At 62.5% G+C, this 25,339-nt stretch carries 23 protein-coding genes; 11 read left to right on the top strand and 12 right to left on the bottom strand.

The window, feature by feature from the left end; genetic code table 11:
* Positions 1-184 (top strand): integrase core domain-containing protein (locus tag GPA25_RS19895; protein ID WP_169262147.1); only part of this gene is annotated, 184 nt, incomplete at its 5' end.
* 191 nt (positions 185-375) lie between these two features.
* On the opposite strand, the gene GPA25_RS19890 is transcribed toward GPA25_RS19895, so the two are convergent.
* On the bottom strand, positions 376-894 hold the full coding sequence (locus GPA25_RS19890) for a GNAT family N-acetyltransferase (RefSeq protein WP_169262146.1): 519 nt from the start codon (positions 892-894) through the stop codon (positions 376-378).
* Positions 895-1,106: 212 nt separating this feature from the next.
* The gene (locus GPA25_RS19885) at positions 1,107-1,292 is read right to left on the bottom strand and encodes a CopG family transcriptional regulator (protein ID WP_169262145.1); all 186 of its coding nucleotides are present in this window, start codon (positions 1,290-1,292) and stop codon (positions 1,107-1,109) included.
* A gap of 186 nt (positions 1,293-1,478) precedes the next feature.
* Here GPA25_RS19885 and GPA25_RS19880 point away from each other — a divergent pair, with 186 nt between their 5' ends.
* The 9 genes from GPA25_RS19880 to GPA25_RS19840 all read left to right on the top strand — a co-directional run bounded on the left by GPA25_RS19880 (position 1,479) and on the right by GPA25_RS19840 (position 10,605).
* Complete coding sequence (locus GPA25_RS19880; RefSeq protein WP_169262144.1) at positions 1,479-2,315, top strand: spermine/spermidine synthase domain-containing protein; 837 nt, start codon at positions 1,479-1,481, stop codon at positions 2,313-2,315.
* A gap of 21 nt (positions 2,316-2,336) precedes the next feature.
* On the top strand, positions 2,337-4,337 hold the full coding sequence (hyfB, locus tag GPA25_RS19875) for a hydrogenase 4 subunit B (protein WP_169262143.1): 2,001 nt from the start codon (positions 2,337-2,339) through the stop codon (positions 4,335-4,337).
* Entirely contained in the window at positions 4,334-5,281 is a 948-nt protein-coding gene (locus tag GPA25_RS19870; RefSeq protein WP_169262142.1) for a respiratory chain complex I subunit 1 family protein, read from the top strand. The genes hyfB and GPA25_RS19870 overlap by 4 nt, the downstream gene beginning before the upstream one ends.
* Before the next feature lies 1 nt (position 5,282).
* The gene (locus GPA25_RS19865) at positions 5,283-5,942 is read left to right on the top strand and encodes a formate hydrogenlyase (protein ID WP_169262141.1); all 660 of its coding nucleotides are present in this window, start codon (positions 5,283-5,285) and stop codon (positions 5,940-5,942) included.
* 2 nt (positions 5,943-5,944) lie between these two features.
* Positions 5,945-7,402: a hydrogenase 4 subunit F gene (locus tag GPA25_RS19860; protein ID WP_169262140.1), complete on the top strand. Its 1,458-nt coding sequence runs from the start codon at positions 5,945-5,947 to the stop codon at positions 7,400-7,402.
* Between the two features lies 1 nt (position 7,403).
* Complete coding sequence (locus GPA25_RS19855; RefSeq protein WP_169262139.1) at positions 7,404-8,948, top strand: hydrogenase large subunit; 1,545 nt, start codon at positions 7,404-7,406, stop codon at positions 8,946-8,948.
* Entirely contained in the window at positions 8,948-9,493 is a 546-nt protein-coding gene (locus GPA25_RS19850) for an NADH-quinone oxidoreductase subunit B family protein (RefSeq protein ID WP_169262138.1), read from the top strand. Before GPA25_RS19855 ends, GPA25_RS19850 begins: the two co-directional genes overlap by 1 nt.
* Positions 9,494-9,595: 102 nt before the next feature.
* On the top strand, positions 9,596-9,883 hold the full coding sequence (locus tag GPA25_RS19845; RefSeq protein ID WP_169262137.1) for a type II toxin-antitoxin system HicA family toxin: 288 nt from the start codon (positions 9,596-9,598) through the stop codon (positions 9,881-9,883).
* A 272-nt stretch (positions 9,884-10,155) separates the two neighbouring features.
* Positions 10,156-10,605, top strand: a complete 450-nt coding sequence (locus GPA25_RS19840; protein WP_169262136.1) for a MaoC family dehydratase — start codon at positions 10,156-10,158, stop codon at positions 10,603-10,605.
* A gap of 117 nt (positions 10,606-10,722) precedes the next feature.
* Here the strand turns inward: GPA25_RS19840 and folE2 are convergent, their stop codons facing one another.
* Genes folE2 through GPA25_RS19820 form a run of 4 tightly spaced genes read right to left on the bottom strand, consistent with a single transcriptional unit; the run spans position 10,723 to position 14,613 of the window.
* Complete coding sequence (folE2, locus tag GPA25_RS19835) at positions 10,723-11,532, bottom strand: GTP cyclohydrolase FolE2 (protein ID WP_169262135.1); 810 nt, start codon at positions 11,530-11,532, stop codon at positions 10,723-10,725.
* A gap of 56 nt (positions 11,533-11,588) precedes the next feature.
* Positions 11,589-13,451, bottom strand: a complete 1,863-nt coding sequence (dxs, locus tag GPA25_RS19830; protein ID WP_169262134.1) for a 1-deoxy-D-xylulose-5-phosphate synthase — start codon at positions 13,449-13,451, stop codon at positions 11,589-11,591.
* 23 nt (positions 13,452-13,474) lie between these two features.
* Positions 13,475-14,344, bottom strand: a complete 870-nt coding sequence (locus GPA25_RS19825; protein WP_169262149.1) for a polyprenyl synthetase family protein — start codon at positions 14,342-14,344, stop codon at positions 13,475-13,477.
* 23 nt (positions 14,345-14,367) lie between these two features.
* On the bottom strand, positions 14,368-14,613 hold the full coding sequence (locus tag GPA25_RS19820) for an exodeoxyribonuclease VII small subunit (protein WP_169262133.1): 246 nt from the start codon (positions 14,611-14,613) through the stop codon (positions 14,368-14,370).
* A 129-nt stretch (positions 14,614-14,742) separates the two neighbouring features.
* On the opposite strand from GPA25_RS19820, the gene GPA25_RS19815 reads away from it, so the two are divergent.
* Positions 14,743-15,843 carry an SRPBCC family protein gene (locus GPA25_RS19815; RefSeq protein ID WP_169262132.1) on the top strand — a complete coding sequence of 367 codons (1,101 nt, stop codon included), beginning with the start codon at positions 14,743-14,745 and terminating at the stop codon, positions 15,841-15,843.
* A 125-nt stretch (positions 15,844-15,968) separates the two neighbouring features.
* Here GPA25_RS19815 and GPA25_RS19810 read toward each other — a convergent pair whose 3' ends face one another.
* The 6 genes from GPA25_RS19810 to ileS form a co-directional block, all read right to left on the bottom strand.
* Complete coding sequence (locus tag GPA25_RS19810) at positions 15,969-19,046, bottom strand: efflux RND transporter permease subunit (protein WP_169262131.1); 3,078 nt, start codon at positions 19,044-19,046, stop codon at positions 15,969-15,971.
* Between the two features lie 10 nt (positions 19,047-19,056).
* On the bottom strand, positions 19,057-20,196 hold the full coding sequence (locus tag GPA25_RS19805; RefSeq protein ID WP_169262130.1) for an efflux RND transporter periplasmic adaptor subunit: 1,140 nt from the start codon (positions 20,194-20,196) through the stop codon (positions 19,057-19,059).
* Positions 20,197-20,582: 386 nt separating this feature from the next.
* A complete protein-coding gene (gene ispH, locus GPA25_RS19800) occupies positions 20,583-21,521 on the bottom strand; it encodes a 4-hydroxy-3-methylbut-2-enyl diphosphate reductase (RefSeq protein ID WP_169262129.1) in 939 nt (312 codons plus the stop codon).
* 38 nt (positions 21,522-21,559) lie between these two features.
* A complete protein-coding gene (locus GPA25_RS19795; protein ID WP_169262128.1) occupies positions 21,560-21,988 on the bottom strand; it encodes an FKBP-type peptidyl-prolyl cis-trans isomerase in 429 nt (142 codons plus the stop codon).
* Entirely contained in the window at positions 21,985-22,524 is a 540-nt protein-coding gene (lspA, locus tag GPA25_RS19790) for a signal peptidase II (protein WP_169262127.1), read from the bottom strand. The genes GPA25_RS19795 and lspA overlap by 4 nt, the downstream gene beginning before the upstream one ends.
* Complete coding sequence (gene ileS, locus GPA25_RS19785) at positions 22,517-25,336, bottom strand: isoleucine--tRNA ligase (protein WP_169262126.1); 2,820 nt, start codon at positions 25,334-25,336, stop codon at positions 22,517-22,519. The genes lspA and ileS overlap by 8 nt, the downstream gene beginning before the upstream one ends.
* Positions 25,337-25,339: the final 3 nt, after the last annotated feature.

Here is a 25,339-nt window from a genome sequence, read left to right as displayed (position 1 = left end):
GGCCGAACGGGTCAATGGCATTCTCAAGCAGGAATTCCTGCTCCAATTGCCCGACGATCTACACGAGGCTCGGCGCATGGTCAGTCAGTCTATCGCCATCTACAACACGGAACGGCCGCATTGCTCGCTACAATTGAAAACGCCCGATGAGGTTCATCGGGCGTCTATGCAGGCCAGCCATTAGGCCGGCTTATCCGTCACAACAGGTGTCAACCTAATTCAGGACGGGTCAGTGCGCGGGGAGTCTCCAGTCAGTCTCGTCCGGCCTCGGTGATTTCGCGCTGGCCCAGCTGGCGTTGTCTGTGCGCGTCCGGGCAATTTTCACGGTCGTCTGCGTTTCCCCGCGCCTGAGCGCAGCCGCGGCGTCGCACATGCCTAGGGCGCGACGGCTTCGAACTCCGGCTGGTAGAGCATTTTCCCCGGAGCAACCGGACGCACCGAAAGCTGTGCAACGAGCAGGTACTCCGGCGGCACATCGAACGGCGTTGTGATACCGAAGTTTGCGCCCGGGACAAAGCCGAAACGTGGGTAGTAGTCCTTATGCCCGAGTACGACGACTGCGTCGTAGCCTTGTTCTCTCAGGTATTCGAATCCTGTTCGGATAAGCGCGCTTCCGATCCCGGCCCGTTGATGATCGGGGAGCACGGCCATCGGGGCAAGGGCGGCCAACCGCTGCGCAGAACCGAGCAGGTCGGTGAAGAGGATGTGACCCACGATCTGCTCATTCAGCGCGGCAACGAGGGACAGGGCGAACTTTCCGTTCGCACGCAGCGTGTCTACCAGAGCTGCCTCCGTCTCGCGTCCGAAAGCCCTTTCGTTTACTTCGCGAACGGCAGGGATATTGCCCGGAATTTCGACGCGGATGCTGAGTTCGGTGGCCACGATGTCGGTCATGTCGGTATCCATCAAAGGCTCGGCAGGCGCGCAAATGCGGAATCACCGGTTACAGGCATTTTGCCCATGAAGGGCTGGCTCGGCGATCACATGCCGGGCGGTCCGGACAGTCGGAAAGTGCGCGTGTCGGAAACTCGGGCTTGTGGTCAGGTCCGCCTTGCCGCGATCGACGCAATTGGAGCGGGGCGTCAGGGGTGCGCGGATTCTCGCGTTCAGTTGGATCCCTTCAGCCACTCGGGCAAATCCCGTCCGCCCGCATTTTGCTGGATGTACTCGCGTATCAGTCGGCGCACGACTTGGGATGACGTGAGGTCCTGACTTGCGCAGATATCCTCGAAGATCTTCTTCTTCACGGGATCGATCAGGAGAGTCAGGCGCGCGGTTCTGTTTTCCTGCATACGGGTACTCGGATTAACATCAAATTAACATTGAAGATGCTTCATTGCGTAGCGTAATGTGTACGCTGTTATCACGCAATGAAAATTACGCGCCACGATCGGCGTCGACACATCAGACTATGTCGGCGCCAGAGCGCCTGAGTCATCACGAACATCACCGGACATGCTTCGGTTCGGAGCGTCAGCATGAACATGGACCAACTCGCATTGCTGAGATACTGCGGCGCAGCCCTGTCCCATCGCGGTGACGGGCGCCCCTATGTTGTCGATGCCGACGGAATGCGTACGCTGCATTTCGAGGCCCTGACGATACAGAGCCAGATGTGTCTCGACGAGCCGGACGCGCTGGCGATCGACTACACGCGTTCAATGATGGGTTTCCTGCTGTTCAATCCCGAACCGCGCGACATCGTGATGATCGGGCTGGGTGGCGGGTCGATCGCGAAGTACTGCCTGCGCACCTTGCCCGAGACGCGTTTCACGTCCGTCGAGATCAGCCCCGAGGTGATCGCATTGCGTGAGACCTTCGGCATTCCGCCGGACGATGAGCGGTTTTGCGTGGTGTGCGGGGATGGCGCGGATTACGTGCGGGATCGGTCGCATGCGCCGGACGTGCTTCTGATTGACGGGTTCGATCACACTGGCCAGCCCGCGAAACTCTGTTCGGCGGGTTTTTACGACGATTGCCATTCAATGCTCGCCGAAGGCGGCATCATGGCGGTCAATCTGTGGTCTGGCGATCGCCGCTACGGACTGTATGCGTCACGCATCCGGGAGAGTTTTGACGATCGCGTCGTCGCAGTCCGCGCCGAAAAAGACAGCAACCGGATCGTTTTTGCATACAAGGGCAAGATTTTCCCGCCGGCTCGGTCGCAGTTGTTCGACCGTGCGCGAATGCTCGCATCCGGACACCCGATCGGGATAATGTCGACAGCACAGCGCATCCAGCACCGGTTGGAGCGGCGCAGACAGCTTCAGCCGGATCTCTGGCACGGGGGCCGCAACCGCTCCAGCACGTACTGACAAAAATACAGGGGGACACGGGTGTTGCATCTCGACTGGATTCTGGTGCTCGTCGGCGCCTGGCTTGGCCTGGGCCTGATCGGGCTCCTGGTCTTGCGCAATACGGCGTTCGTCGCCCGAGTTCTGTTTCCGGCCGGCGGCGCGGTGGCCATCGCGCTTGCCGCAGTCGCGCTCGCCGCACTGTTCGACGTGCCCGAGACAGCCGTGCTGGTAGTGGGTTTGCCGGATCTGCCGTTCCATCTGCGTCTGGATGGTCTGTCGGCGTTCTTCCTGCTCGTAATCGGCGCGGCGGGGGCGGGCATCTCGATTTTTGCCGCAGGCTATTTTCGCCACGGAGAAGGAACGCCGCCCGGCCTGCTGTGCCTCGAATACCACGTCTTCCTCGCCAGCATGGCGATGGTGCTGCTGGCGGACGATGCCTATGCCTTCATGGTGATGTGGGAAACGATGGCGCTGTCGTCCTTCTTTCTCGTCACCGCCAACCATCGCGTGCCGTCGATCCGCCAGGCGGGGTTCCTCTACCTGCTGGTCGCGCACGTCGGCGCGATTGCCATCCTGTTGTGCTTCGGTGTGCTGCAGGCCAATACCGGCGACTACACCTTCGCCAACATGCGCGCGCAGTCTTTGTCCCCGCTGTGGGCCTCGGCCGCCTTCCTGCTCGCGACTTTCGGCTTCGGCGCCAAGGCAGGCATCGTGCCGCTTCACGTCTGGTTGCCGGAGGCACACCCCGCGGCGCCTTCGCCGGTTTCGGCGCTGATGAGCGGCGTGATGCTCAAGACGGCGATTTACGGCGTGCTGCGCGTCGGGTTCGATCTGCTGTCAGTGCAGATCTGGTGGTGGGGCGTATTGCTACTTTCGCTTGGCCTGATCACGGCGCTGTTCGGGGTGACTTTCAGTGCGGTTCAGACCGACATGAAGCGGCTGCTGGCCTATTCATCGATTGAAAATATCGGGCTGCTGTTTGTCGGTATCGGGCTCGGCGTGCTGTTCAAGGCTTATGGCATGGACTCCCTGTCGGCGCTGGCGCTGACGGCGGCGCTATATCACGTGATCAGTCATGCATTCTTCAAGAGTCTGCTATTCCTTGGCACCGGGTCCGTGCTGCACGCCACCGGCGAGCGCAGCCTCGGCAAGCTCGGCGGGTTGATGCGTCGCATGCCGTGGGTGGGCTGGCTGGTGCTGGTCGGAGTCCTCGCCAGTTCGGGTCTTCCGCCGCTGTCGGGTTTCGTCGCAGAGTGGTTGCTGTTGCAGAGCTTCCTGTTCACCACCGAGCTTCCGGACACCTTCCTCAACATGCTGATCCCGGTCATCGCCGCTGCGATCGCCCTGGTGGCGGCACTGGCCGGTTATGCGATGGTGAAATTCTTCGGCGTCATCTTTCTCGGGCAGCCGCGTGAGCCGAAACTCGCCGAGGCGCGCGATGCTTCGCGCCTCGAACGCGCCGGCCTTGTCTGGCTGGCGTCAGGCTGTGTCTTGCTGGGCCTGTTCCCGGTGCCGATCATCACGGTAATAGACCGCGTGACGCATTTGCTGATCGGTGCGGGAATCGCCGACACGGTGCGTCGCAACGGCTGGATCCTGTTGGCGCCGACTGCGCTCGATCGGGCGAGCTACAGTCCCGTCATCTTCCTTGTCGTTGTCTGTGTCGCGGTATTGCTGTCGATATGGCTCGTGCGTCGGTTCTACCATGGGCGACTGCGCTTTGCTCCACCGTGGGATTGCGGTTTTCCTGCGCAGACCGCACGCATGCAGGATACGGCCGAAGGCTTCGGGCAGCCGATTCGTCAGATCTTCGAGCCGGTGTTCCGCATGCAGCGAGAACTCCCTTCGCCTTTCGACGACAAGCCGGTCTACAAGGTGATCATCGAAGATCATTTCTGGCACTGGCTGTATCTGCCCATCGCGCATGCAACCGAGCTTTTCGCGCGCGTGGTGGGGCGCTTGCAGCAGGGGCGTATCGCCATCTACCTGCTGTACAGCTTCGTGACCCTGATCGTCCTGTTGTTGGTGGTCAAATCATGACGTTTTCCGGCCTTGTCTCGCAGTTGCTCGAAATCGTCCTGGCTCTGGCGTTTGCTCCGCTGCTTACGGGCTGGGTGAATCAGTGGCGGGCGTGGCTGCAGAATCGCAGTGCGCCGGGATTGCTGCAGCCATACCGGCTGCTGCACAAGCTGTTCAACAAGGATTCGGTGGTGGCCGAAACCGCATCGCCCATCTTTCGCATCGCGCCCTATATCGTTTTTGCGTGCATGGCGCTGGTGTGCGGCATTGCGCCGACGCTGTCGACCGACCTGCCGCTCGCACCGGCGGCGGACGCCATTGCCCTGGTAGGCCTGTTCGCACTGGCGCGGGTGTTCATCTCGCTCGCGGCAATGGATATCGGCACCTCGTTCGGCACGCTCGGTGCGCGCCGGGAAATGCTGGTCGGTTTCCTCGCCGAGCCGGCCTTGCTGATGGTGCTGTTTTCGGCATCGCTGATCACCCAGTCGACATCGCTGGCGAACATTGTCGAGTCGCTCGCACACGCGCCGTTCGCGATCTATCCCAGTCTGGCGGTGGCGGGTGTCGCATTCACATTCGTGTCGCTCGCCGAGAACGCCCGCATTCCCGTCGACAACCCGGCCACGCACCTCGAATTGACGATGATCCACGAGGCGCTGATCCTCGAATACTCGGGTCGGCACCTCGCGCTGATCGAGTGGGCGGCGTCGCTCAAACTCTTCGCCTACTCATGCATCGGGCTGGCCCTGTTCTTCCCATGGGGCATTGCGAACGCCGACACCCCGCTCGTGATGATCCTGGCGGTGCCCGTGCTCGTCGCCAAACTGGCGGTCGGGGGAATGCTGCTGGCACTGATCGAGACGATCAACGCCAAGATGCGGCTGTTCCGTGTGCCGGAGTTTCTCGCCACGGCCTTCCTGCTGGCGGTGATCGCACTATTGGTACATGTGCTGCTCGGAGCCTGACATGGAAGCGCTACTCGCCCAGAGCATCAACCTTTTCGCTGCGGTCCTGCTTGTGCTGGCTTTCGCGATGATCGCGCAGCGGCGCATCCTGACCCTGATCCACCTGTTCACGCTGCAAGGGGCATCGCTCGTCGCAGCGACGTTGGTAGTGGCGTATCTGACCGGACAGCATCACCTGTATTACTCGGCGGTGATCACCTTCGTGCTCAAGGTGGTCCTGATTCCCATCCTGTTGCATCGGGTGATCCAGCGGCTCAACGTGCGCTGGGACGTCGAGACCCTGTTTAACATCCCGACGACGATGCTGATCGGCATTGTGCTGGTGATCTTCGCCTTCAACCTGGCAGCGCCGATCGCGAGCCTGTCAGCCTCGATTGCGCACGGGACGCTCGGTATCGCGCTCGCCTGCGTGCTGCTGTCCTTCCTGATGATGATCGTCCGTGCCAAGGCCGTGCCGCAGGTGATCGGTTTCCTATCGATGGAAAATGGGCTGTTCTTCGCCGCTACCGCTGCGACCAGCGGCATGCCGATGATCGTCGAACTGGGCATCGCATTCGACGTGCTCGTCGGCATCCTGATTCTTGGTGTGTTCATGTTCCAGATCCGCGAGCAGTTCGATAGCCTGGACATTCGACACCTCGAAAAACTCAAGGACGAATAGACATGGAAGCCCTTCTGCTGGTCCTCACGATTCCCTTGGTCGGAGGCCTGCTGCTGGCGATCTGGGGCGACAGGCCGGTGGGCCAGGATCTCAATGCCGCCGTGAGCCTGCTGACACTGCTGGCCGCTGGCTGGCTGACTTCCGACATCATCCGTGACGGCCCGCTGCTGGTCTGGGGTGAATGGTTTTTCGTGGATGCGCTCAACGTCTTTCTGGTGACGCTGACCGCTTTTGTCGGCTTCACGACCTCCCTGTTCTCGCGCCCCTACATGCGTGTCGAACGCGATCACGGCAAGATGACGCCAGGACGCATGCGGCTGTTTCACAGCATGTACCAGCTGTTCAACGGCATGATGCTGGTGGCCCTGACCACCAACAACCTCGGCATTCTGTGGGTCGCGATGGAGGCGGCGACTTTGACCACCGTGCTGTTGGTGTCGGTCTATCGTACCGCCGCAAGCCTCGAGGCGGCGTGGAAGTACTTCATTCTGTGCGGCGTCGGTATCGCGCAGGCGCTGTTCGGCACGATCCTGCTGTACATGGCGGCGGAACGGGCCATCGGTGGCGGCGACAGCGCGCTGCTGTGGACCCATCTGGCCGCCGCCAAGCACCTGCTCGATCCGGGCATCCTGTCGCTGGCGTTTGTCTTCCTGCTCCTCGGTTACGGTACCAAGGTGGGACTCGTGCCGGTGCACAACTGGCTCCCGGATGCTCATGCGGAAGGGCCGACGCCGATTTCGGCGGTACTCTCCGGCCTGTTGCTGAACGTTGCGCTGTATGCCGTGTTGCGTTGCAAGGTGCTGGCAGACGGATCGCTGCAGAACGGTCTTCCCGGGCAGATGATGATCGGCTTCGGCCTCATCACGGTGGTCACCGCGGCCTTCTTCCTGTCGCGCCAGCGCGACGTGAAGCGCATGTTCGCGTATTCGTCGATCGAACACATGGGGCTGATGACTTTCGCGTTCGGCATCGGCGGGCCGGTCGCCAATTTCGCTGGTTTGTTGCACATGACCGTCCATGCGCTGATCAAGTCGGCGATTTTTTTTGCCGTCGGCCATGCGGCCCAGAAGGCGGGCTCGCAGTTGATGGACGATATCCGTGGCTTGCTCAAGGTGAGTCCCACCGTGGGCTGGGGGTTGATGCTCGGCTCGCTGGCGATTCTCGGCATGCCGCCGTTCGGCGTGTTTGCGAGCGAGTTCCTCATCCTGACGACCGCCATGCGCGAGGTTCCGTGGGCTACGCCATTTCTCCTGGTTGCGCTGGGTGTGGCATTTGCGGCCATCTTCAGCCGGGTGCAACCGATGGTGTTTGGCGAGACGTCGATGCGGCCACTCGCACATCCGCCGGCTCTGCTGCCGGTGTTCATCCATCTCGGTCTGGGCCTGATGCTCGGGCTTTACATTCCGCCCTATCTAAACGACTGGTACGTGCAGGCCGCCAGGATGATCGCAGGAGGCTGACATGCGCTTTTTCGGAATCGATTGCGAATTCGCACGTCTGGATGCGCCCCTTCCCATCTTTCGTGCGCGGGTGGACGCCGTACAGTGGCAGGATTTGGCACGCTCCGTCGTTGAAATACATGGCCAGCTGGTGAGCCTGTGGGGGGCTGACCATCGTGCCGCGGGAGGCGGATTTGAAGTGTCGGCTGCCTACCGCTGCGCTGACGGGCTGCTGTGGGCGTACCTCGCACTCGATACGGTGCAACCACGTTATCCGGACATCGCGCACCTGTTTCCCGCCGCGAACCGCATGCAGCGGGCGGCGCGCGACCTCGTCGGCTTCGTCGCCGACGGCAGCGGCGATGATCGCCCCTGGCTGCGCCACGATGCCTGGCCGGAAGACTATTTTCCGCTGCGTAATGAAAACACGGGTCAAGAGCGCTTCGATCCTGCCGCCGCCGATTACGCTTTCGTGCGTGTCGAAGGCGACGGGGTGCATGAGATTCCGGTCGGTCCGGTGCACGCCGGCATCATCGAACCGGGCCACTTCCGCTTCTCCGTCGTTGGCGAGAAGGTGCTGCGACTCGAGCAGCGCCTCGGCTACAAGCACAAGGGTATCGAGCGACGTTTTGTCGGCATGACGGTCGATGAGGGCGCGCGGCTGGCGGGACGGGTGTCGGGCGACAGCACGGTAGCCTATGCGTGGGCCTACGCGATGGCGGTCGAGTCGCTGTCGGCGGCCCAGGTGCCGGAGCGGGCATGCTGGTTGCGCGCACTGCTGCTCGAGCGCGAGCGCATCGCCAATCATCTGGGTGATCTCGGCGCACTCGGCAACGATGCAGCATTCGGCATGGCGCTTGCGCAGTTCTCGCGCCTGCGCGAAGACTGGCTGCGGGTGAATGCGAAGTGTTTCGGCCATCGACTGTTGATGGACCAGATCCGCCCCGGTGGCGTCGTCAGCGACCCGCCGCGCGATGCGCGCCAGATGCTGCGCGAACAAACCGCGGTCATGATTTCCGCGGTCAGCGAGTTGCAGTCCATCTTCGATGAGCACGCCGGCCTGCAGGATCGTCTCGTCACCACCGGGCGCATCACGCCGGACCTCGCACGGAAGCTCGGCCTCACCGGTCTGGCCGCACGTGCGAGCGGGGGTGTGGCGGACCTGCGTGCCGATTTTGGATGGGCGCCTTACGGCCACATCAGGTTTAAGCCATGCAGCCAGCAGAACGGCGATGTTGCGGCGCGCGTGAATATCCGTTTCGCCGAGCTGTTCGAATCGCTCCGCCTTAGCGATGCGTTGCTCGACGAACTGCCGCATGGACCGATCCACGCACCGACGGTTGCCCCGGCGAACACGAAAGGTGCCGGCTGGGTAGAGGGCTGGCGCGGAGAGGTCTTGGTGGCGCTGGAGACGGATGCAGTGGGTGCAATTTCCCGATGCCACTGCCACGATCCGTCCTGGCAGAACTGGCCGGTACTGGAGCACGCGGTGATCGGCAACATCGTTGCCGACTTTCCGCTGATCAACAAATCCTTCAATCTCAGTTACGCAGGACAGGATCTGTGATGTGGCAAGTGCTCAAGAGAATTGCGCGTACCGGCATCGTCACCGAACCGAAGCCGCAGCCCGCGTTGGAGTGGCGAACCGACGCCCAGCAGATTCACGCGGAAATCCTTGCCATCCTCGGACGTGCGCTGGCGATTCGCGAGGTGGACGCCGGCTCCTGCAACGGCTGCGAACTCGAAATCAACGCCCTGAACAATCCCTACTACAACATCGAGGGGCTGGGCATCAAGTTCGTCGCCAGCCCGCGTCACGCTGACATGTTGCTGGTGACCGGGCCCGTATCGCGGCACATGGAGATCGCACTGAGGCGCACCTATGATGCGACGCCGGCACCGAAACTGGTGGTCGCTGTCGGTGACTGCGGCTGCACCGGCGGGATTTTCGGCGAAAGCTACGCCAGTTGCGGCAGGGTATCCAACGTCATCCCGGTGGATGTCGCCGTTCCCGGTTGTCCGCCACCGCCAATCGACATCCTGCGTGGAATTCTCGCGGCCGTTTGCACAAGTCATCCGGATGACATTTCTGCCGATGCGGAGTCTAATTGAAAAGGAAAAGTTGGGTTTCCGACCGGGTTGTTAACCTGCGTAGTGCGGCCAATCGTGGCGCGCCGGGTCGCAGTATCGATCATTCAAGAGAGGGCTTCCATCATGAGCCACAAGCACATCAATCTGCTGCGCACGATCTTCCAGGACCCGATCAGCGCGAACATCCACTGGCGTGAGATCGAGTCCTTGCTGCTACACCTCGGCGCGACCATCGAGCCCGCGCATGGAGCGCGTTTCCGGATAGTGCTCAACAAGGTGGAAGGGTTTCTGCACTACCCGCATCACGGCAGCGAGTGTTCGAAGCAGGACATCAAGCAGCTGCGCGAGTATCTCGCCCACGCAGGTGTGAGCCCGTCGGCGTATGAATCTCGCGGCGATAGCGCGCACTGAACCGATTGGCCTCACGCCAGGGGCGTATTCGCCGTCACGAGCGGGCCCGGGTACGAGTTCCATTCGCCCGCTTTCGCTGCCCAAGAAGTCGTGCCGCAGGGCCATGGGACATGCTTGCCTGATGTAACACGATTGGCAAGGTGTTTGCGGTATGCTCTATGTATCGTTCCCGGTCGGCGGGATCGACGACACTTTATTGATTCCTTTCCTCGTATGCAAAGTGCTCACTATGAGGCCGTGTGTGTGGAGAGGGTTTGCAGGATGTGAATGACATGAGCGAACAGACGCGCGATTTTTCCGAGTTTTACGGGTATCAGTTCGAGGATTTGAAGATCGGCATGACGGCAGCGGTGGGACGCACCGTGGGCGAAGCCGATATTCTGATGTTTGCGGGCGTGTCGGGCGACACCAATCCCGTGCATCTCGATGGTGAATTTGCCGATGCTTCGATGTTCGGCGGGCGTATTGCGCACGGGATGCTGTCGGCCAGCTACATCTCGACGGTTTTCGCGACCAAGCTGCCTGGGCCTGGCTGCATCTATCTCGCTCAGACGCTGAAGTTCAAGGCGCCGGTAAAGGCGGGGGATACCGTTGTGGCGCGCGTGACCGTGAAGGAATTGATCACCGCGAAGCGTCGTGTGTTGTTCGATACCGTGTGCACGGTGGCTGGCAAGGTAGTACTCGAAGGCGAGGCCGAGATCCTGGTGCCGGCACGCAGCTGACGGTATGTGGTCCGGCGGCCGGATCGGTCCGCTGCAGAATCGAAAAAGCGGGAGTTCGCAACATGCGACTCCCGCTTTTTGTTGTTGATGGCCTGTCGGCCTTGAGTTCGCGTCGAATCAGTCCTCGATGCGCTTGTCGCGCTCGATCAGCGCATACGCCGAGTGGTTGTGGATGGATTCGAAGTTCTCGGATTCCACGACATAACGGTCGATGCGCGGTTCCGCGTTCATCAGGCCGGCGACGTCGCGCACCATGTCTTCGACGAACTTCGGATTCTCGTACGCGCGCTCGGTGACGTATTTTTCGTCGGTGCGCTTGAGCAGGCCGTAGAGCTGACATGAGGCCTGGCCCTCGACGAGCTGCACGAGTTCCTCGATCCACAGGAAGTCGTTCGTCTGTGCAGTTACGGTAACGTGTGAGCGCTGGTTGTGCGCGCCGTACTCGGAGATCTTCTTCGAGCAGGGACACAGGCTGGTCACCGGAACGACGACTTTCATGTTGAATACGTACTCGCCGTCGGCCTGGATTTCCGCCGTGAAGGTGACTTCGTAGTCCATCAGGCTCTGCACCCCGGAAACCGGCGCAGTCTTGTTGATGAAATACGGAAAGCTCATTTCGATGATGCCGGTTTCTGCCTCGAGCCGCTTGACCATCTCGCGCAGCATCGGCTGGATCGATTCGACCGAGATTTCACGCTCGTTGCTGTTGAGGATCTCGATGAAGCGCGACATGTGGGTTCCCTTGAAATTATGGGGAAGCCCGACATACATGTTGAACATCGCGATCGTGTGCTGCACGCCGCCACTCTTGTCGCTGACCCGCACCGGATGGCGGATGGACTTGATGCCGACCTTGTTGATGGCCAGCTGACGACTGTCCCGGGAGTTCTGGACGTCGGGGATGGCGTGGGTCTCGTGGGATTTCATGTCTCGTTCTCTGATTTGTTGCAGCTGAATGATCGTATCATTCCCGACAAATCCGCTCAACTATTGCAGGCATAGGTGCGTTCAATGGCGGCCAGGATGCCCGCGGGGTGCAGGCCGACCTGTTCGAACAGCTGTGCCTGGTCGCCGTGGTCGATGAAGTGGTCGGGCAGCCCCAGGCGCATCAGGCGCGGGCGCTGCGGCAGATTCTCGATCACGCGGGCGACTTCCGAGCCAGCGCCGCCGATCACCGCGTTCTCCTCGAGCGTGACGAGAAGCTCGTGGTTGCGTGCAAGCTCTTCGATCAGCGCAGTGTCGAGGGGTTTCACGAAACGCATGTTGGCGACGGTGGCGTCGAGCTGCTCGGCGGCCTGCAGCGCATTGGGGAGCAGGCTGCCGAACGCGAGCAGGGCGATCTTCCGGCCCTGACGACGGATTTCGCCCTTGCCGATGGGCAGTGCTGTCATCGCGGTGTCCGGCGCGACATTCATGCCACTACCACGCGGGTAGCGCACTGCTGCAGGACCGTCGTGACGGTAGGCGGTATAGAGCATCTGCCGGCATTCGTTCTCGTCGGCAGGGGTCATGACGACGAGATTGGGGATGCAGGCGAGGTAGGACAGGTCGAACGCGCCATGGTGCGTGGCGCCGTCGGCGCCGACCAGGCCGGCACGGTCGATGGCGAAGACGACCGGCAGGTTTTGCAGCGCGATGTCGTGGATGAGCTGGTCGTAGGCGCGCTGCAGGAAGGTCGAGTAGATCGCCACCACGGGCTTGAAACCTTCGCAGGCGAGACCGGCGGCGAAAGTCAGCGCATGTTGCTCGGCGATGCCGACGTCGTGGTAGCGGTCGGGAAACTCCTGCGCGAAACGCACCATGCCGGAGCCTTCACGCATCGCCGGCGTAATGCCGATGACCTTGTCGTCGCGCGCGGCGATGTCACACAGCCAGTCGCCGAACACCTGCGTGTAGGTGAGCTTGCCGCCCCCCTTGCCGGTCTGGATGCCTGCGCGGTGGTCGAACTTCGACACCCCATGGTAGAGGATCGGGTCGGCCTCTGCGAGCTTGTATCCCTGGCCTTTGCGTGTGATGACATGGAGGAACTGCGGGCCCTTGAGTTTCTTCAGGTTCTGCAGCGTTGGAATCAACGCGTCAAGGTCGTGACCGTCGATCGGCCCGTAGTAGTGGAAGCCGAATTCCTCGAACAGGGTGCCGGGGGTGATCAGCCCCTTGACGTGTTCTTCGACCTTGCGCGCAAAGTCGAGCATCGGCGGGGCGACGCCCAGAACCTTCTCGCCGGCGCGCCGCGCCGCATTGTAGGTGCTGCCGGACAGCATGCGCGCGAGGATCTTGGTGAGCGCACCAACGGGCGGCGATATCGACATCTCGTTGTCGTTGAGGATCACCAGCAGGTTGACGTCGCGCATATCGCCGGCGTTGTTGAGTGCCTCAAACGCCATGCCGGCGGACATTGCGCCGTCGCCGATTACCGCGATCGCGCGCCGGTCTTCGCCACGGTCATGCGCGGCCACCGCCATGCCGAGCGCGGCGGAAATCGACGTCGACGAGTGTGCGGTGCCGAAGGTGTCGTATTCACTCTCGCAGCGCCGAGGAAAGCCGGAAATTCCGCCGAAATGGCGCAGCCCGCTCATCGCGTCGCGGCGTCCGGTGAGAATCTTGTGGCCGTAGGTCTGGTGCCCGACGTCCCACACGATGCGGTCTTCCGGAGTATCGAAGATGTAGTGCAGAGCGATGGAAAGTTCCACCGTGCCGAGGTTCGAGGACAGATGGCCACCGGTCTTCGACACCGACTCGATCAGGAAGGCGCGCAGTTCGGTAGCCAGGGCATGCAGCTCGCGCCGCTCGAAGCGGCGCAGATCGGAAGGCGAGTCGATACGATGCAGCAGGGGGTACGAGGGCATGTTCGTGTCCGGCAGGTCGGAATTCAAAATCTTCGATGGACGATGAAGCTTGCCAGTTCGTCCAGTCTGGCGGCCTGCTCGCCGAAGGGCGCAATGGCGCTGCGTGCATTGGCGAGCAGCGACTCGGCCAGTGCACGGGCGTCCGCCATGCCCAGCAGGGTGACATAGGTGGGTTTGTTGTGGTCGGCATCCTTGCCCGCGGTCTTGCCGAGGGTGGCGGTGTCGGCCTGGGCGTCGAGGATGTCGTCGACGACCTGAAACAGCAGCCCGACGAGCTTGCCATAGTGGTCGAGCCGGGCGAGATCGTCGGGGGGCAGCGGCGTGCCGCATTGCGCGCCCAGCAACACCGAGGCGCGGATCAGCGCGCCGGTCTTGTGGATGTGCATGAACTCGAGTTCTTCGCGGCTCAGTTGCTTCCCGACGGCGTCGAGATCGATGGCCTGACCGCCTGCCATGCCGCGCGAGCCGGAGGCGCGGGCAAGCAGTGTGATCATCGCCAGCTGCACTGCAGGCTCATCACTGAGCGGGGTCTCGGCCAGCGTCTGGAACGCGAGCGCCTGCAAGGCGTCGCCGACCAGCAGGGCGGTGGCCTCGTCGTATTCGACATGCACAGTGGGTTTGCCGCGCCGCAGCACGTCGTCGTCCATGCACGGCAGATCGTCGTGGACGAGGGAATAGGCGTGGATCAGTTCCACCGCGCAGGCGATGCGGTCGAGGCGTTCGGGGTCCGCTCCGGCAAGCTGCCCGGCGGCATGCACCAGCAGCGGACGTACCCGCTTGCCGCCACCCAGCACGGCGTAACGCATGGCGTCGTGAAGACGATTCGGCGCGATGTTCGCTTCAGGCAACAGGGCAGCGAGGGCGGTTTCGGAACGTCGCTGGATGCTCTCCATCCAGGCTGCAAAATGGTTCTGGTTCACTCCGGGCTCCTCTTGTCTTCGGCGGGGGGCAGAGGAGCGAGCATGCCATTTTCGAGCTGGTGCACGCGTTGCTCTGCGGCCTGCAGGGTTTCCTGGCAGTATTTCAGCAGACCGGCTCCGCGCTGGTAACGTTCCAGCGCCTGTTCGAGCGTGATGCTGCCGGTTTCCATTTCCTGGACAATTGTTTCAAGTTCGGCGATGGCCGATTCGAAGGATTTCGGCGTGTTTGCCGTCTTTGCCATGACTCGAGACCGGACAGATAAAAGGAGGGAAAGTAACCGATCGCGCTACTGGCGGTCAAACTACTTCTCGCATAGAATCACCTGCTCATTTTTTCCGAATTTCTTGATCTACACGTGGGAGGTTCGGGGGTGTCCGACCTTGCATCCAAGGCCAAATTGTCCCCGGCGGTTTCTCAGTTGCCGGTATCGACGTACTTCGACGAAAAGATCTTCGAACTCGAAAAGCGTCTGTTGTTCCAGTCGGGGCCCGGGTACGTCGGTCATGAGTTGATGGTGCCGGATGTGGGCAGCTACCGCTCGCTCGAATGGCTCGATCATTCCAAGCTGCTGTTTCATACGGGTGACGGTATTCATCGTCTCTCCAACGTGTGCCGTCATCGTCAGGCGATCATGCTGGAAGGCTCCGGCACGGCCGAGCGCATTGTGTGTCCGATTCACCGCTGGACCTACAATCAGCGAGGTGATCTGCTCGGAGCACCACATTTTCCCGAAAATCCCTGTCTCAATCTGAAACGCGACACCCTGGAAAACTGGAACGGTCTGCTATTCGCCGGGCCGCGCTCGGCGGCGGCCGATCTGGCGGGCATGGACGTGGCGCCGCAATTCGACTTTTCCGGGTACAAGCTCGACCGCGTCGAGATCCACGAGTGCAATTACAACTGGAAGACCTTCATCGAGGTCTACCTCGAGGACTATCACGTTGTGCCCTTCCATCCGGGGCTCGGCAATTTCGTCACCTGCGACGATCTGAGCTGGCAGTTCGGTGACTGGTATTCGGTGCAGCGGGTGGGAATCACATCGCTGGCGAAACCGGGTTCGGCCACCTACCAGAAGTGGCACAAGGCGGTGCTCGACTACTACGGTGACAAGCGGCCGACGCAGGGCGCGATCTGGCTGACCTACTACCCGAATGTGATGGTCGAGTGGTATCCGCACGTGCTGGTGGTGAGCACGCTGATTCCAACGGACGTGAACAAGACTTCCAATGTGGTGGAGTTCTATTACCCGGAAGATATCGTCGAGTTCGAGCGCGAGTTCGTCGAGGCCGAACAGGCGGCTTACATGGAAACCGCCATCGAAGATGACGTCATCGGCGAGCGCATGGACCGCGGCCGTCGGGCTTTGCTGCAGGAAGGACGTAACGAGGTCGGCCCTTACCAGTCGCCGTACGAGGACGGGATGCAGCATTTCCACGAGTTCTACCGACGCATCATGGGGGCGCACTTGTGAGGCGCCGTTGAAGCGCGGTTGCGCGTTGAAACCGAAAGCCGGGTCTGCATCAGCACCCGGCTTTTTGTTGCCCGGGAGTCGGTCATCAACGCAGTGCTGAAATTTCATGTCCCTGCGGTGGGTTCTTACGGGCGAGCTCCCTCGGTGACGGCCCCCCGGTTGCGCCGTTGGCGCCACCAGTTCAGCAGATCATCGACCAGGGTGTAGATCACCGGAATCACCAGCAGGCTGAGGAAGGTGGACGTCACCAAGCCGCCGATCACGGCGATGGCCATGGGAGCCCGGAACGAGGGGTCTACGCCTAGGCCGAGGGCAATCGGCAGCATGCCCGCGCCCATTGCAATGGTAGTCATCACGATCGGGCGTGCACGCTTGCGGCAGGCGTCAATCAGTGCGTCGAAGCGCGTCAGCCCGCGGTCACGCCGCGCCACGATTGCGTACTCGACCAGCAGGATGGAGTTCTTGCTGGTTACCCCCATCAGCATGATGATGCCGATCAGCGAGGGCATCGAAAAACTGCTGCCTGTGAGCAGCAGCGCAACGAAGGCACCGCCCAGTGCGAGCGGCAGCGCTGCAAGAATGGTGAGCGGCTGGGCAAATTCGCGGAACAGTAGTACCAGCACGATGTAGATGCATAGCACTCCGGTCAGTATGGCAATTCCGAAACTGCGGAACAGCGTGCGCATCTCGTCGGCATCGCCAACCGGCTGCCAGCTGATGCCGGCAGGGAGTCGCTGCAGAGTGGGCAGGGCGCGCACCGCATCTTCAACTTCACCCAATGTACGGGTTGTAAGTTCGATATCGAAATTGACGTTGCGCCGACGGTCGAAACGTGAAATTTCTGATGGACCGCTCTCCACGCCGATTTCGGCGACATTGCCGAGCATCACATTTCCCCGGCGCCCGGGAACCGGGAGCCGCGCGAGGAACTCAAGGTCGCCGCGTGCCGCCTCGGGCAGGCGAACGACGATCGGAATCTGGCGCTCCGGAAGGTTGAGTTTTGCCAGTCCGACGTCGTAGTCGCCGGCGGTGGCAATGCGTAGCGAGTCGGATATCGCCGTGGCCGTTACGCCAAGGTCCGCGGCGCGTGCGAAGTCAGGCCGAACGATTACTTCAGGCCGTACCAGACTGGCGCTGGACGACACGTTGCCTATGCCCTGAATTGACCGCAGCTCGCGCTCCAATTCACGTGCGACCCGTGTCAGGACATCGCCGTCCTCGCCGGTCAGCGCCAGCACGTATTTTTCGCCGCCGCCGCCCAGCCCGACTCGCACCCTCACTCCGGGAAGCGCGCGCAGGCTCTCGCGCAGTTGATCTTCAATCGCCTGCTTGCTGATCGAACGTTGCGTGCGTGGCGTGAGATTGAGCGTAAGTGAGGCCTTGCGAACGTCGGGTGCGCCACCGGCGGAAAATGCATCAGTTCCCGCCGTACCCGCCCCGACGGCGGTGTATACGCGGACGACATGTTCGTTGCGGACCAGAATTGCGCGTGCTTCCTCAGCGGCCCGGAGGGTGTCTCGAAAACGGCTGCCGGGCGGCAGCTCGATGGAAACCAGTGTTTGCGACAGATCGTCGGGAGGCATGAAGGCGGTTGGCAGCAACGGGATCAGTGCCAGCGAGGCGATAAAGAATCCGGTTGCGGCAATGAACGTGATGGCGCGGTGGCGCAGGCACGCTTTGGTCATGCGCAGGTAGAGCTCGGTCAGCTTGCCCTCCTGTGGTCGATGGGTGGCCGGTCGCAGGAGATAGGCCGACATCATCGGCGTAAGCATGCGTGCGACCAGCAGGGAGGCCATCACGGCGAGCGCGGCGGTCCAGCCGAACTGCTTGAAAAACTTGCCGGAAATCCCGCTCATGAACGCGGTCGGCAGGAAGACCGCGACCAGCGCAAAGGTGGTCGCGATGACTGCGAGGCCGATTTCGTCGGCGGCCTCCATCGCTGCTTCATAAGGCGATTTGCCCATTCCGAGGTGCCGTACGATATTCTCGATCTCGACGATCGCATCATCGACGAGGATGCCGATTACCAGTGATAGCGAGAGCAGCGTGACGACGTTGATCGAAAATCCCAGGTAGTCCATGCCGATAAGAGCGGGGAGTACCGAAAGCGGCAGTGCGGTGGCGGCGATGAAGGTGGCGCGCCAATCCCGCAGGAAGAACCAGACGACGATGATCGCCAGAACAGCCCCTTCGGCCAGTAGCCACAAGGACCCGTGGTAGCCTTCGCGTACCGGATCGACGAAGTTGTAGGCCTCCGTAAATGCGACTTGTGGATGTGCCGTTGCCAGTTGCGTAAGCGCTTTGGCGACCGCTTCCGCAACCTCGATTTCGCCCGCGCCGCGTGCGCGCACGATTTCGAAACCGACTACCGGTTTGCCATCGAGCAGTGCTATCGAGCGTTGCTCGGCGACGGTGTCTTCAAGCCGCCCGAGCTGCCCCAAGCGAACGTCGCGCCCGTCGCTCAGCACGATTTCCATGGCGGCGAGTTGCTCTGCACTCGTCGCACTGGCAAGAGTGCGAACTGCCTGTTCGCCACCGCCTAACTCCGTACGGCCACCCGAAGACTCCAGCTGAATCCGTTTTAGCTGGCGGGAAATGTCCGCGACCGTGACGTTCAGTGCCAGCAAGCGTGCCGGATCCAGCTCCAGGCGCACCTCGCGCGTCGCACCGCCGACGCGTGACACGCGCCCGACGCCGGGAACAGAGAGCAGGGCCTTGGCAACCGTGTTGTCGACGAGCCAGGACAGTGCTTCCTCGTCGAGTGTGTCGGAGGACAGCGTGTAGGTGACGATCGGCAGGCCTGAAAGGTTGAGCCGCGAAATGACAGGATCCCGCAAGTCGCCTGGCAGTTCGGAACGTACGCGTGAGAATGCGTCACGCACATCATCAACCGCCTCCTGCGTCGGTTTCTCAAGTCTGAATTGTGTGCTGATCGTGGCAACGCCGTCCTGAATCCGGCTGAAGATACGCTTCACGCCCTGAAGCGTGGCGATCGAGTTTTCGATCCGGCGCACGACCTCGGTTTCGAGCTGCGCTGGTGCGGCGCCTTGCAGGCTTGTGCTGAGAATCACCGTCGGCAGATCGATGTCGGGAAAGTTCTGAACCTTCATCCGCTCGAACGACAGTGCCCCGAGAAGGCTCAGGATGATGAACAGCAACACGCCCGGTACCGGGTTGCGGATCGACCAGGCGGAAACGTTCATGCGTTCGCCCTCAGCCCGGTGTGGCCGCAGCGGTTGGCGGTGTGCTGGTCACCTCGACCTGGTCGCCGTCGCTGAGGAAGCCAACGCCGCTTTCCACAACCTGCTCGCCCGCCTCGATGCCGGACAGGATTTCGACGCGATCCCCCTGCCTCCGGCCGGTCACGACGCGCGTCTGTGAGAGTCGGTGGTCGGGTCCGATGCGGAACACGTGGGCAAAACCGTCGCGCAGCAGCACGGCCGACTGCGGCAGGCTGAGTGCCGGCGTCGCCGGCATCGCACCAAGCACGATCTCGCCATTCGCAAACATGCCGGCCTTGGCCCTGTCGCCGCTGACGTCGACATAAACCAGCCCGTTTCGCGTTTGTGGGTCGACGGACGGGGCGATACTGCGCACCTTGCCCGAAAGCTTTGCGCCGTTGGCCAGGCTCAGCGTCGCAAGGTCGCCGGGTCGGACCAGGCCGATGTCGTCGGCTCTGACCTCGGCACGCCATTCCACGCGACCACGAAGTATCAGGCGGAACAGCTCCTGTCCCGCTTGGGGGACCGTTCCCACCGCTGCCATGCGTGCCGAAATCAGCGCGTCGTCGGGCGCTACGATGCGTGTCTGGCGGATTCGCAATTCAGCAAGTTGCAGGCGCGCGGCGGCCACTTCGATGCGTGCCTTTGCGGTTTGCTCGGCCGTCAGATATTGGGTGACCTGCTGTTGACTCATCATTCCCGTCGGCTGAAAGCGCCGGGCACGGTCGGCGTTAGCGCGGGCTTCTGCATGTACGGCGCGCGCCTCTTGCAGCGAGGCCCGCACCTGAGCGAGATCGGCCTGCACAACGTCGTCAGCCAGCACCACCAGCACCTGACCCTTCTTGACCTTGTCGCCGACGTTGGCCCGTACTTCTGCAATGCGCAGCCCGCCGATTTCACTTCCGACGATCGTTTCCTGCCAGGCGGTAATACTGCCGCTCGCGGATATGGCCTTCGCCCATGTGACAGGTGCGGGACTGACGGGGCGCACGGTTAGTGCGGGGCGCGCCGTCTCGATCGCGGCTGGCACGTTCTGTGAGGGCTCTGCGGTTCGCGAGTCGCAGGCGCCCAGGCTTGCCAGCATGGCAAGGGGCGCCAGGAGCATCAGCCAGTCGAAATGCTTACGTTTCATGGCAGCAGTGGGAACCCTCGGGCTGCAAAACCTGTTGCCGGCCCGGAACGTGCGCGGTGAATTGCGCCTCATTCCGCTCAGGTGTGCGATTGACAGCCGAGAAAATTCACCGGCTCACGAGCACTTGCAGCATATTTAGCCTGCTCCTGAACGGGTTGGCAACTAAAGTGCGTGCGAAGGCGCAGAAGTGGTCCTGTGTGCAGCCCGCTACCGGCGGGGCTGCAAGCTGCGGGCGGTGTCGCCGCCCCCCCATGGGCCCGCACGCACCGTGCCGGAAATTTATCTTTCATGCACGGCTGCCTTGCCGTCGCAAGGTATGCGAACGCCGCCGGCTGCCAAGTGCTCGAGGCCGCTGCGCGTGTCGGCGGACGCTGACGGTGTTTCGCTCAGGCGCCTGCCTGCAGTTCCTTTGGAAGTGGGAAGGTGACCCGTTCCGGAACCCCTTCGAGGGTGCGCACCGAGCCGCCACTCAGAACTTTGAGACGTTCGATGACGGCGTCTACGAGGACTTCGGGTGCCGATGCGCCGGCCGTGACGCCCACGCGCTTCTTGCCTTCGAGCCACGCAGGGTCGATACCTTCGGCGTTGTCGATGAGATAGGCCGGCACACCCAGCAGTTCGGCAACTTCACGCAGGCGGTTGGAATTGGAGCTGTTGCGCGAACCCACCACGAACACGATGTCGACGCGCGGAGCCATGAACTTCACCGCGTCCTGGCGGTTTTGCGTGGCGTAGCAGATGTCGTCCTTCTTGGGGCCGACGATCGCCGGGAAGCGTGTCCTGAGCGCCGCGACCAGTGCGGCGGCGTCGTCGACCGACAAGGTCGTCTGGGTGACGTAGGCAAGTTTCTCGGGGTCGGCAACCTGCAGGCCGGCGACGTCCTCCACCTTCTCGACGAGATGGATGCCGTCCTTGACCTGACCCATCGTGCCCTCGACTTCGGGATGGCCCTTGTGCCCGATCATGATTATTTCGCGCCCCTGCTCGCGCATGCGACCGACTTCGAGGTGCACCTTGGTAACCAGCGGGCAGGTGGCGTCGAACACGCGCAGGCCGCGTTTTTCCGCGTCGTTGCGTACAGATTGCGGAACGCCGTGGGCGCTGAAGATCACGGTGTTGCCGGCCGGCACTTCGTCGAGTTCCTCTACGAATACCGCGCCCTTGGCGCGGAGGCCATCGACGACGAACTTGTTATGCACGACTTCGTGTCGCACGTAGATGGGCGCGCCAAAGCGTTCGAGCGCACGCTCCACGATCTCGATGGCCCGTTCCACTCCGGCGCAAAAGCCGCGGGGGGTGGCGAGCAGGATTTCATGTTCGTTCATGCTTGTCTCTGTCGGGGTCAGGGGTGAGGCCGCATGCATCAGAGGATGCCGATCACTTCCACCTCGAAGCGGATGGTTTTGCCGGCGAGCGGGTGATTGAAGTCGACGACCGCGGAGACGGCGTCGATCTCGCGCACGAGCCCCGAATAGCGGGAACCGTCGGGGGCGGCGAATTCCATGATGGTCATCGGTTCGATTTCTTCTTCCGGCATGTGTTCGCGCTTGACGCGTTCGACCAGCTCGGGGTTGTGCGGGCCGAAGGCTTCCTGCGGCGCGAGCGTAAACAGCTGATGTTTGCCGACTTCCATGCCGGCGAGCAGGCGTTCGAGCGTCGGCAGCAATTCGCCGACGCCCAGTTGCAGCGTCGCGGGGGTGCCTTCGAAAGTGCTGATGAGCGGCTGGCCGTTTTCCAGGGCGATGCGGTAATGCAGCGTTACCAGGCTGTTCGGTTGGACGGTCTGGGTCACGAAGGGTTCTCCGAAGTGGGGGTGGTACGCGGGGCGCGGAACTGCGCCCACAGCATCAGGGCGACCCCGACGGTGATGGCCGAGTCCGCGACGTTGAAGGCCGGCCAGCCGTAGCGGCCGATATGGAAATACAGGAAATCGACGACCGCGCCATGCACGACGCGGTCGACAACATTGCCGATCGCGCCGCCGATGATGAGGCTGAACGCCAGCGGCAGGATGGTCTCGCGCTGGTGCTGACGCAACAAGGTGAGCAGCCAGCCGCATACCCCCAGTGCCAGGGCGATGAAGAACCAGCGCTGCCAGCCGGAATGGTCGGCCAGGAAACTGAATGCCGCGCCCGGGTTGTACACCAGCACGAGCTGGAAGAAACCCGTTACGGGAATGTTGTCGCCGAAGTTCATGTTCGACAGCACCAGCCACTTGCTCAGCTGGTCCAGTCCGATCACCAGCGCGGCGAGTTCGAGCCAGCCATAGAATCGCCGTGTCAGCGGATTGCCGCTGCGCGACGCTTGCGAAGCGGCGGGGTTAGGCATGGGTGCGGGATTCCCCCTCGCCGAACAGGTTGGTGTGGCAGCGGCCGCACAGTTCCGGATGGTCGGCGTGGGTGCCGACATCGTCGCGGAAGTGCCAGCAGCGGCCGCACTTGGCGTGTGTGGACGGGGCGGCGTCGATGCCTTGATCAGCCTCGGCCTCGACGTGCAGCAATTCGGCGCGCGAGGTGATCAGTACGAAGCGCAGATCGTCGTCCAGGCTCGCGAGCGCGTCGTGACGTTCGCCGCTGGCGCGCACGGTGACTTCCGCCTGCAGCGAAGCGCCGATGCGGCCCTCCGTGCGCAGGCCTTCGAGCACCTTCTGCACTTCGGCGCGTGCTTCGCGGATCAGGCTCCAGCGGGCGACGGTGGCGTCGGCATCGGCGAACTCAGGCAGGGCATGCCAAACATGGAGCATCACGCTGTCGTCCGCGTTCTTGCCAACGACTTGCCAGATTTCCTCGGCGGTGAAGCTGAGGATCGGCGCCATCATGCGTGTGATCGCCTGCGTGATGTGCCACAGCGCGGTCTGCGCGGCGCGGCGGGCCGGGGCGTCGGCCTGGGTCGTGTACAGGCGGTCCTTGAGGATGTCGAGGTAGAACGCGCCGAGATCTTCGGCGGCGAAGTTCTGCAGCGCCTGCACGATCTTGTGGAATTCGAAACGCGCGTAGTCGGCGGTGACCTGCTCCTGCAGCCGGCGGGTGAGCGCCAGAGCATAGTGGTCGATGTCGAGCCATTGTTCGACCGGCACGCCGTTCTTCTCGATATCGAAGTCGGCCGTGTTGGCGAGCAGGAAGCGCAGCGTGTTGCGCAGGCGGCGATAGACTTCGACGACGCGGTCGAGGATTTCCTTGGAGATCGTCAGTTCGCCCGAGTAGTCGGTCGCGGCGACCCACAGGCGCAGGATTTCGGCGCCGAGCTTGTCGGAGACTTCCTGCGGTGCGACGACGTTGCCTTTCGACTTCGACATCTTCTTGCCCTGGCCGTCGACGACGAAGCCATGCGTCAGCAGGCCTTCGTAGGGCGCACGGCCGTCGATCGCGCAGCCGGTCAGGAGCGAGGAATGGAACCAGCCGCGATGCTGGTCGGAGCCTTCGAGGTAGAGGTCAGCCGGCCAGTGGCTGTCGGCGGCATGCGAGCCGCGCAGCACGGTCCAGTGCGTGGTGCCGGAGTCGAACCACACGTCGAGGGTATCGCGCATCTTGTCGTACTGTGCTGCGTCGGCGCCGAGCAGTTCGGCAGCGTCGAGCTTGAACCAGGCATCGATGCCTTCCTGCTCGACTCGCTTGGCGACTTCCTCCAGCAGTTCGAGGCTGCGCGGATGCGGTTCGCCGCTTTCCTTGTGCAGGAACAGCGGGATCGGCACGCCCCAGTTGCGCTGGCGCGAGACGCACCAGTCGGGCCGGTTGGCGATCATCGAGTGCAGGCGTGCCTTGCCCCACGCGGGGTAGAACTGGGTCTCGTCGATCGCCTTGAGCGCGAGTTCACGCAGGGTCGGGGCGCCGGCTTCGACGCTTTCGCGTCCTGCCAGCCGGTCCATGCCGACGAACCACTGTGTCGTCGCGCGATAGATCACCGGTGTCTTGTGGCGCCAGCAATGCATGTAGCTGTGCGTCAGAGAGCCGGAGGCGAGCAGGCAGCCGACTTCGGCGAGCTTGGCGACGATCTTCGGGTTTGCGTCCCACACCGACAGCCCGCCGAAAAAGGGCAGGCTGTCGGCAAACACGCCGTCGCCCTGCACCGGGTTCAGGATGTCGTCGTTGCGCATGCCGTAACGGGTGCATGTGCCAAAGTCGTCCAGACCATAGGCCGGGGCGCTATGCACGATGCCGGTACCGGCGTCGGCCGCAACGTAGTCGCCGAGGAACACCGGCGACAGGCGATCGTAGAAAGGATGGCGGAAATTCACGCGGTCGAGCGCGACTCCACGCGCGGCGGCGAGTATGCGGCCTTCCAGGGCGTAGCGTTCGAGCGCCGAGGCGCGCAGTTCGGCGGCGAGGATCAGCAGGCCCTTGGGCGTCTCGACCAGTTCGTACATGAACTCGGGGTTCACGTTGAGTGCCTGGTTCGACGGGATCGTCCAAGGTGTCGTGGTCCAGATCACCGCGTACACAGGCTGGTCGGGTAGCGCGGCCAGCCCGAAGGCATGCGCGAGTTTGTTGCGATCCGCGTCGGCAACCGGGAAGCCGACGTCGACGGCCGGTGATTTCTTGTCCTGGTATTCGACTTCCGCTTCGGCGAGCGCCGAGCCGCAGTCGAAGCACCAGTTCACCGGCTTCAGGCCCTTGAACAGGAATCCCTTGCGATACATCTCGCCGAGCGCGCGGATCTCGTCGGCCTCGTTGGAGAACTGCATCGTGCGGTAGGGATTGTCCCAGTCGCCGAGCACGCCGAGGCGGATGAAGTCCTTCTTCTGCCGTTCGATCTGTTCGCTGGCGTAGTCGCGGCACAGTTCGCGCGCGCGGTCGGCGGGCAGATGCTTGCCGTGCTGTTTCTCGATCTGGTGCTCGATCGGTAGACCGTGACAGTCCCAGCCCGGCACATACGGTGCGTCGAAGCCGGCCATGGTCTTGGAGCGGACGATGATGTCCTTGAGGATCTTGTTCACCGCATGGCCGATGTGGATGTCGCCGTTTGCGTACGGCGGGCCGTCGTGCAGGATGAACTTGGGGCGGCCGGCCGCGGCCTCGCGGATCTTGTGGTAGAGCTTCTTCTGCTGCCACGCGGCGATCCAGCCCGGCTCCCGCTTGGCGAGGTCGCCGCGCATCGGGAAGGGGGTGTCGGGCAGATTGAGAGTCTTGCGGTAGTCAGCCATGGT

Origin of the sequence: Aromatoleum diolicum, assembly GCF_012910955.1 — a bacterium.
GTDB lineage: Bacteria > Pseudomonadota > Gammaproteobacteria > Burkholderiales > Rhodocyclaceae > Aromatoleum > Aromatoleum diolicum.
The sequence above is the reverse complement of the archived record's forward strand: the minus strand, read 5'-3'. Positions and strand labels throughout refer to the sequence as shown.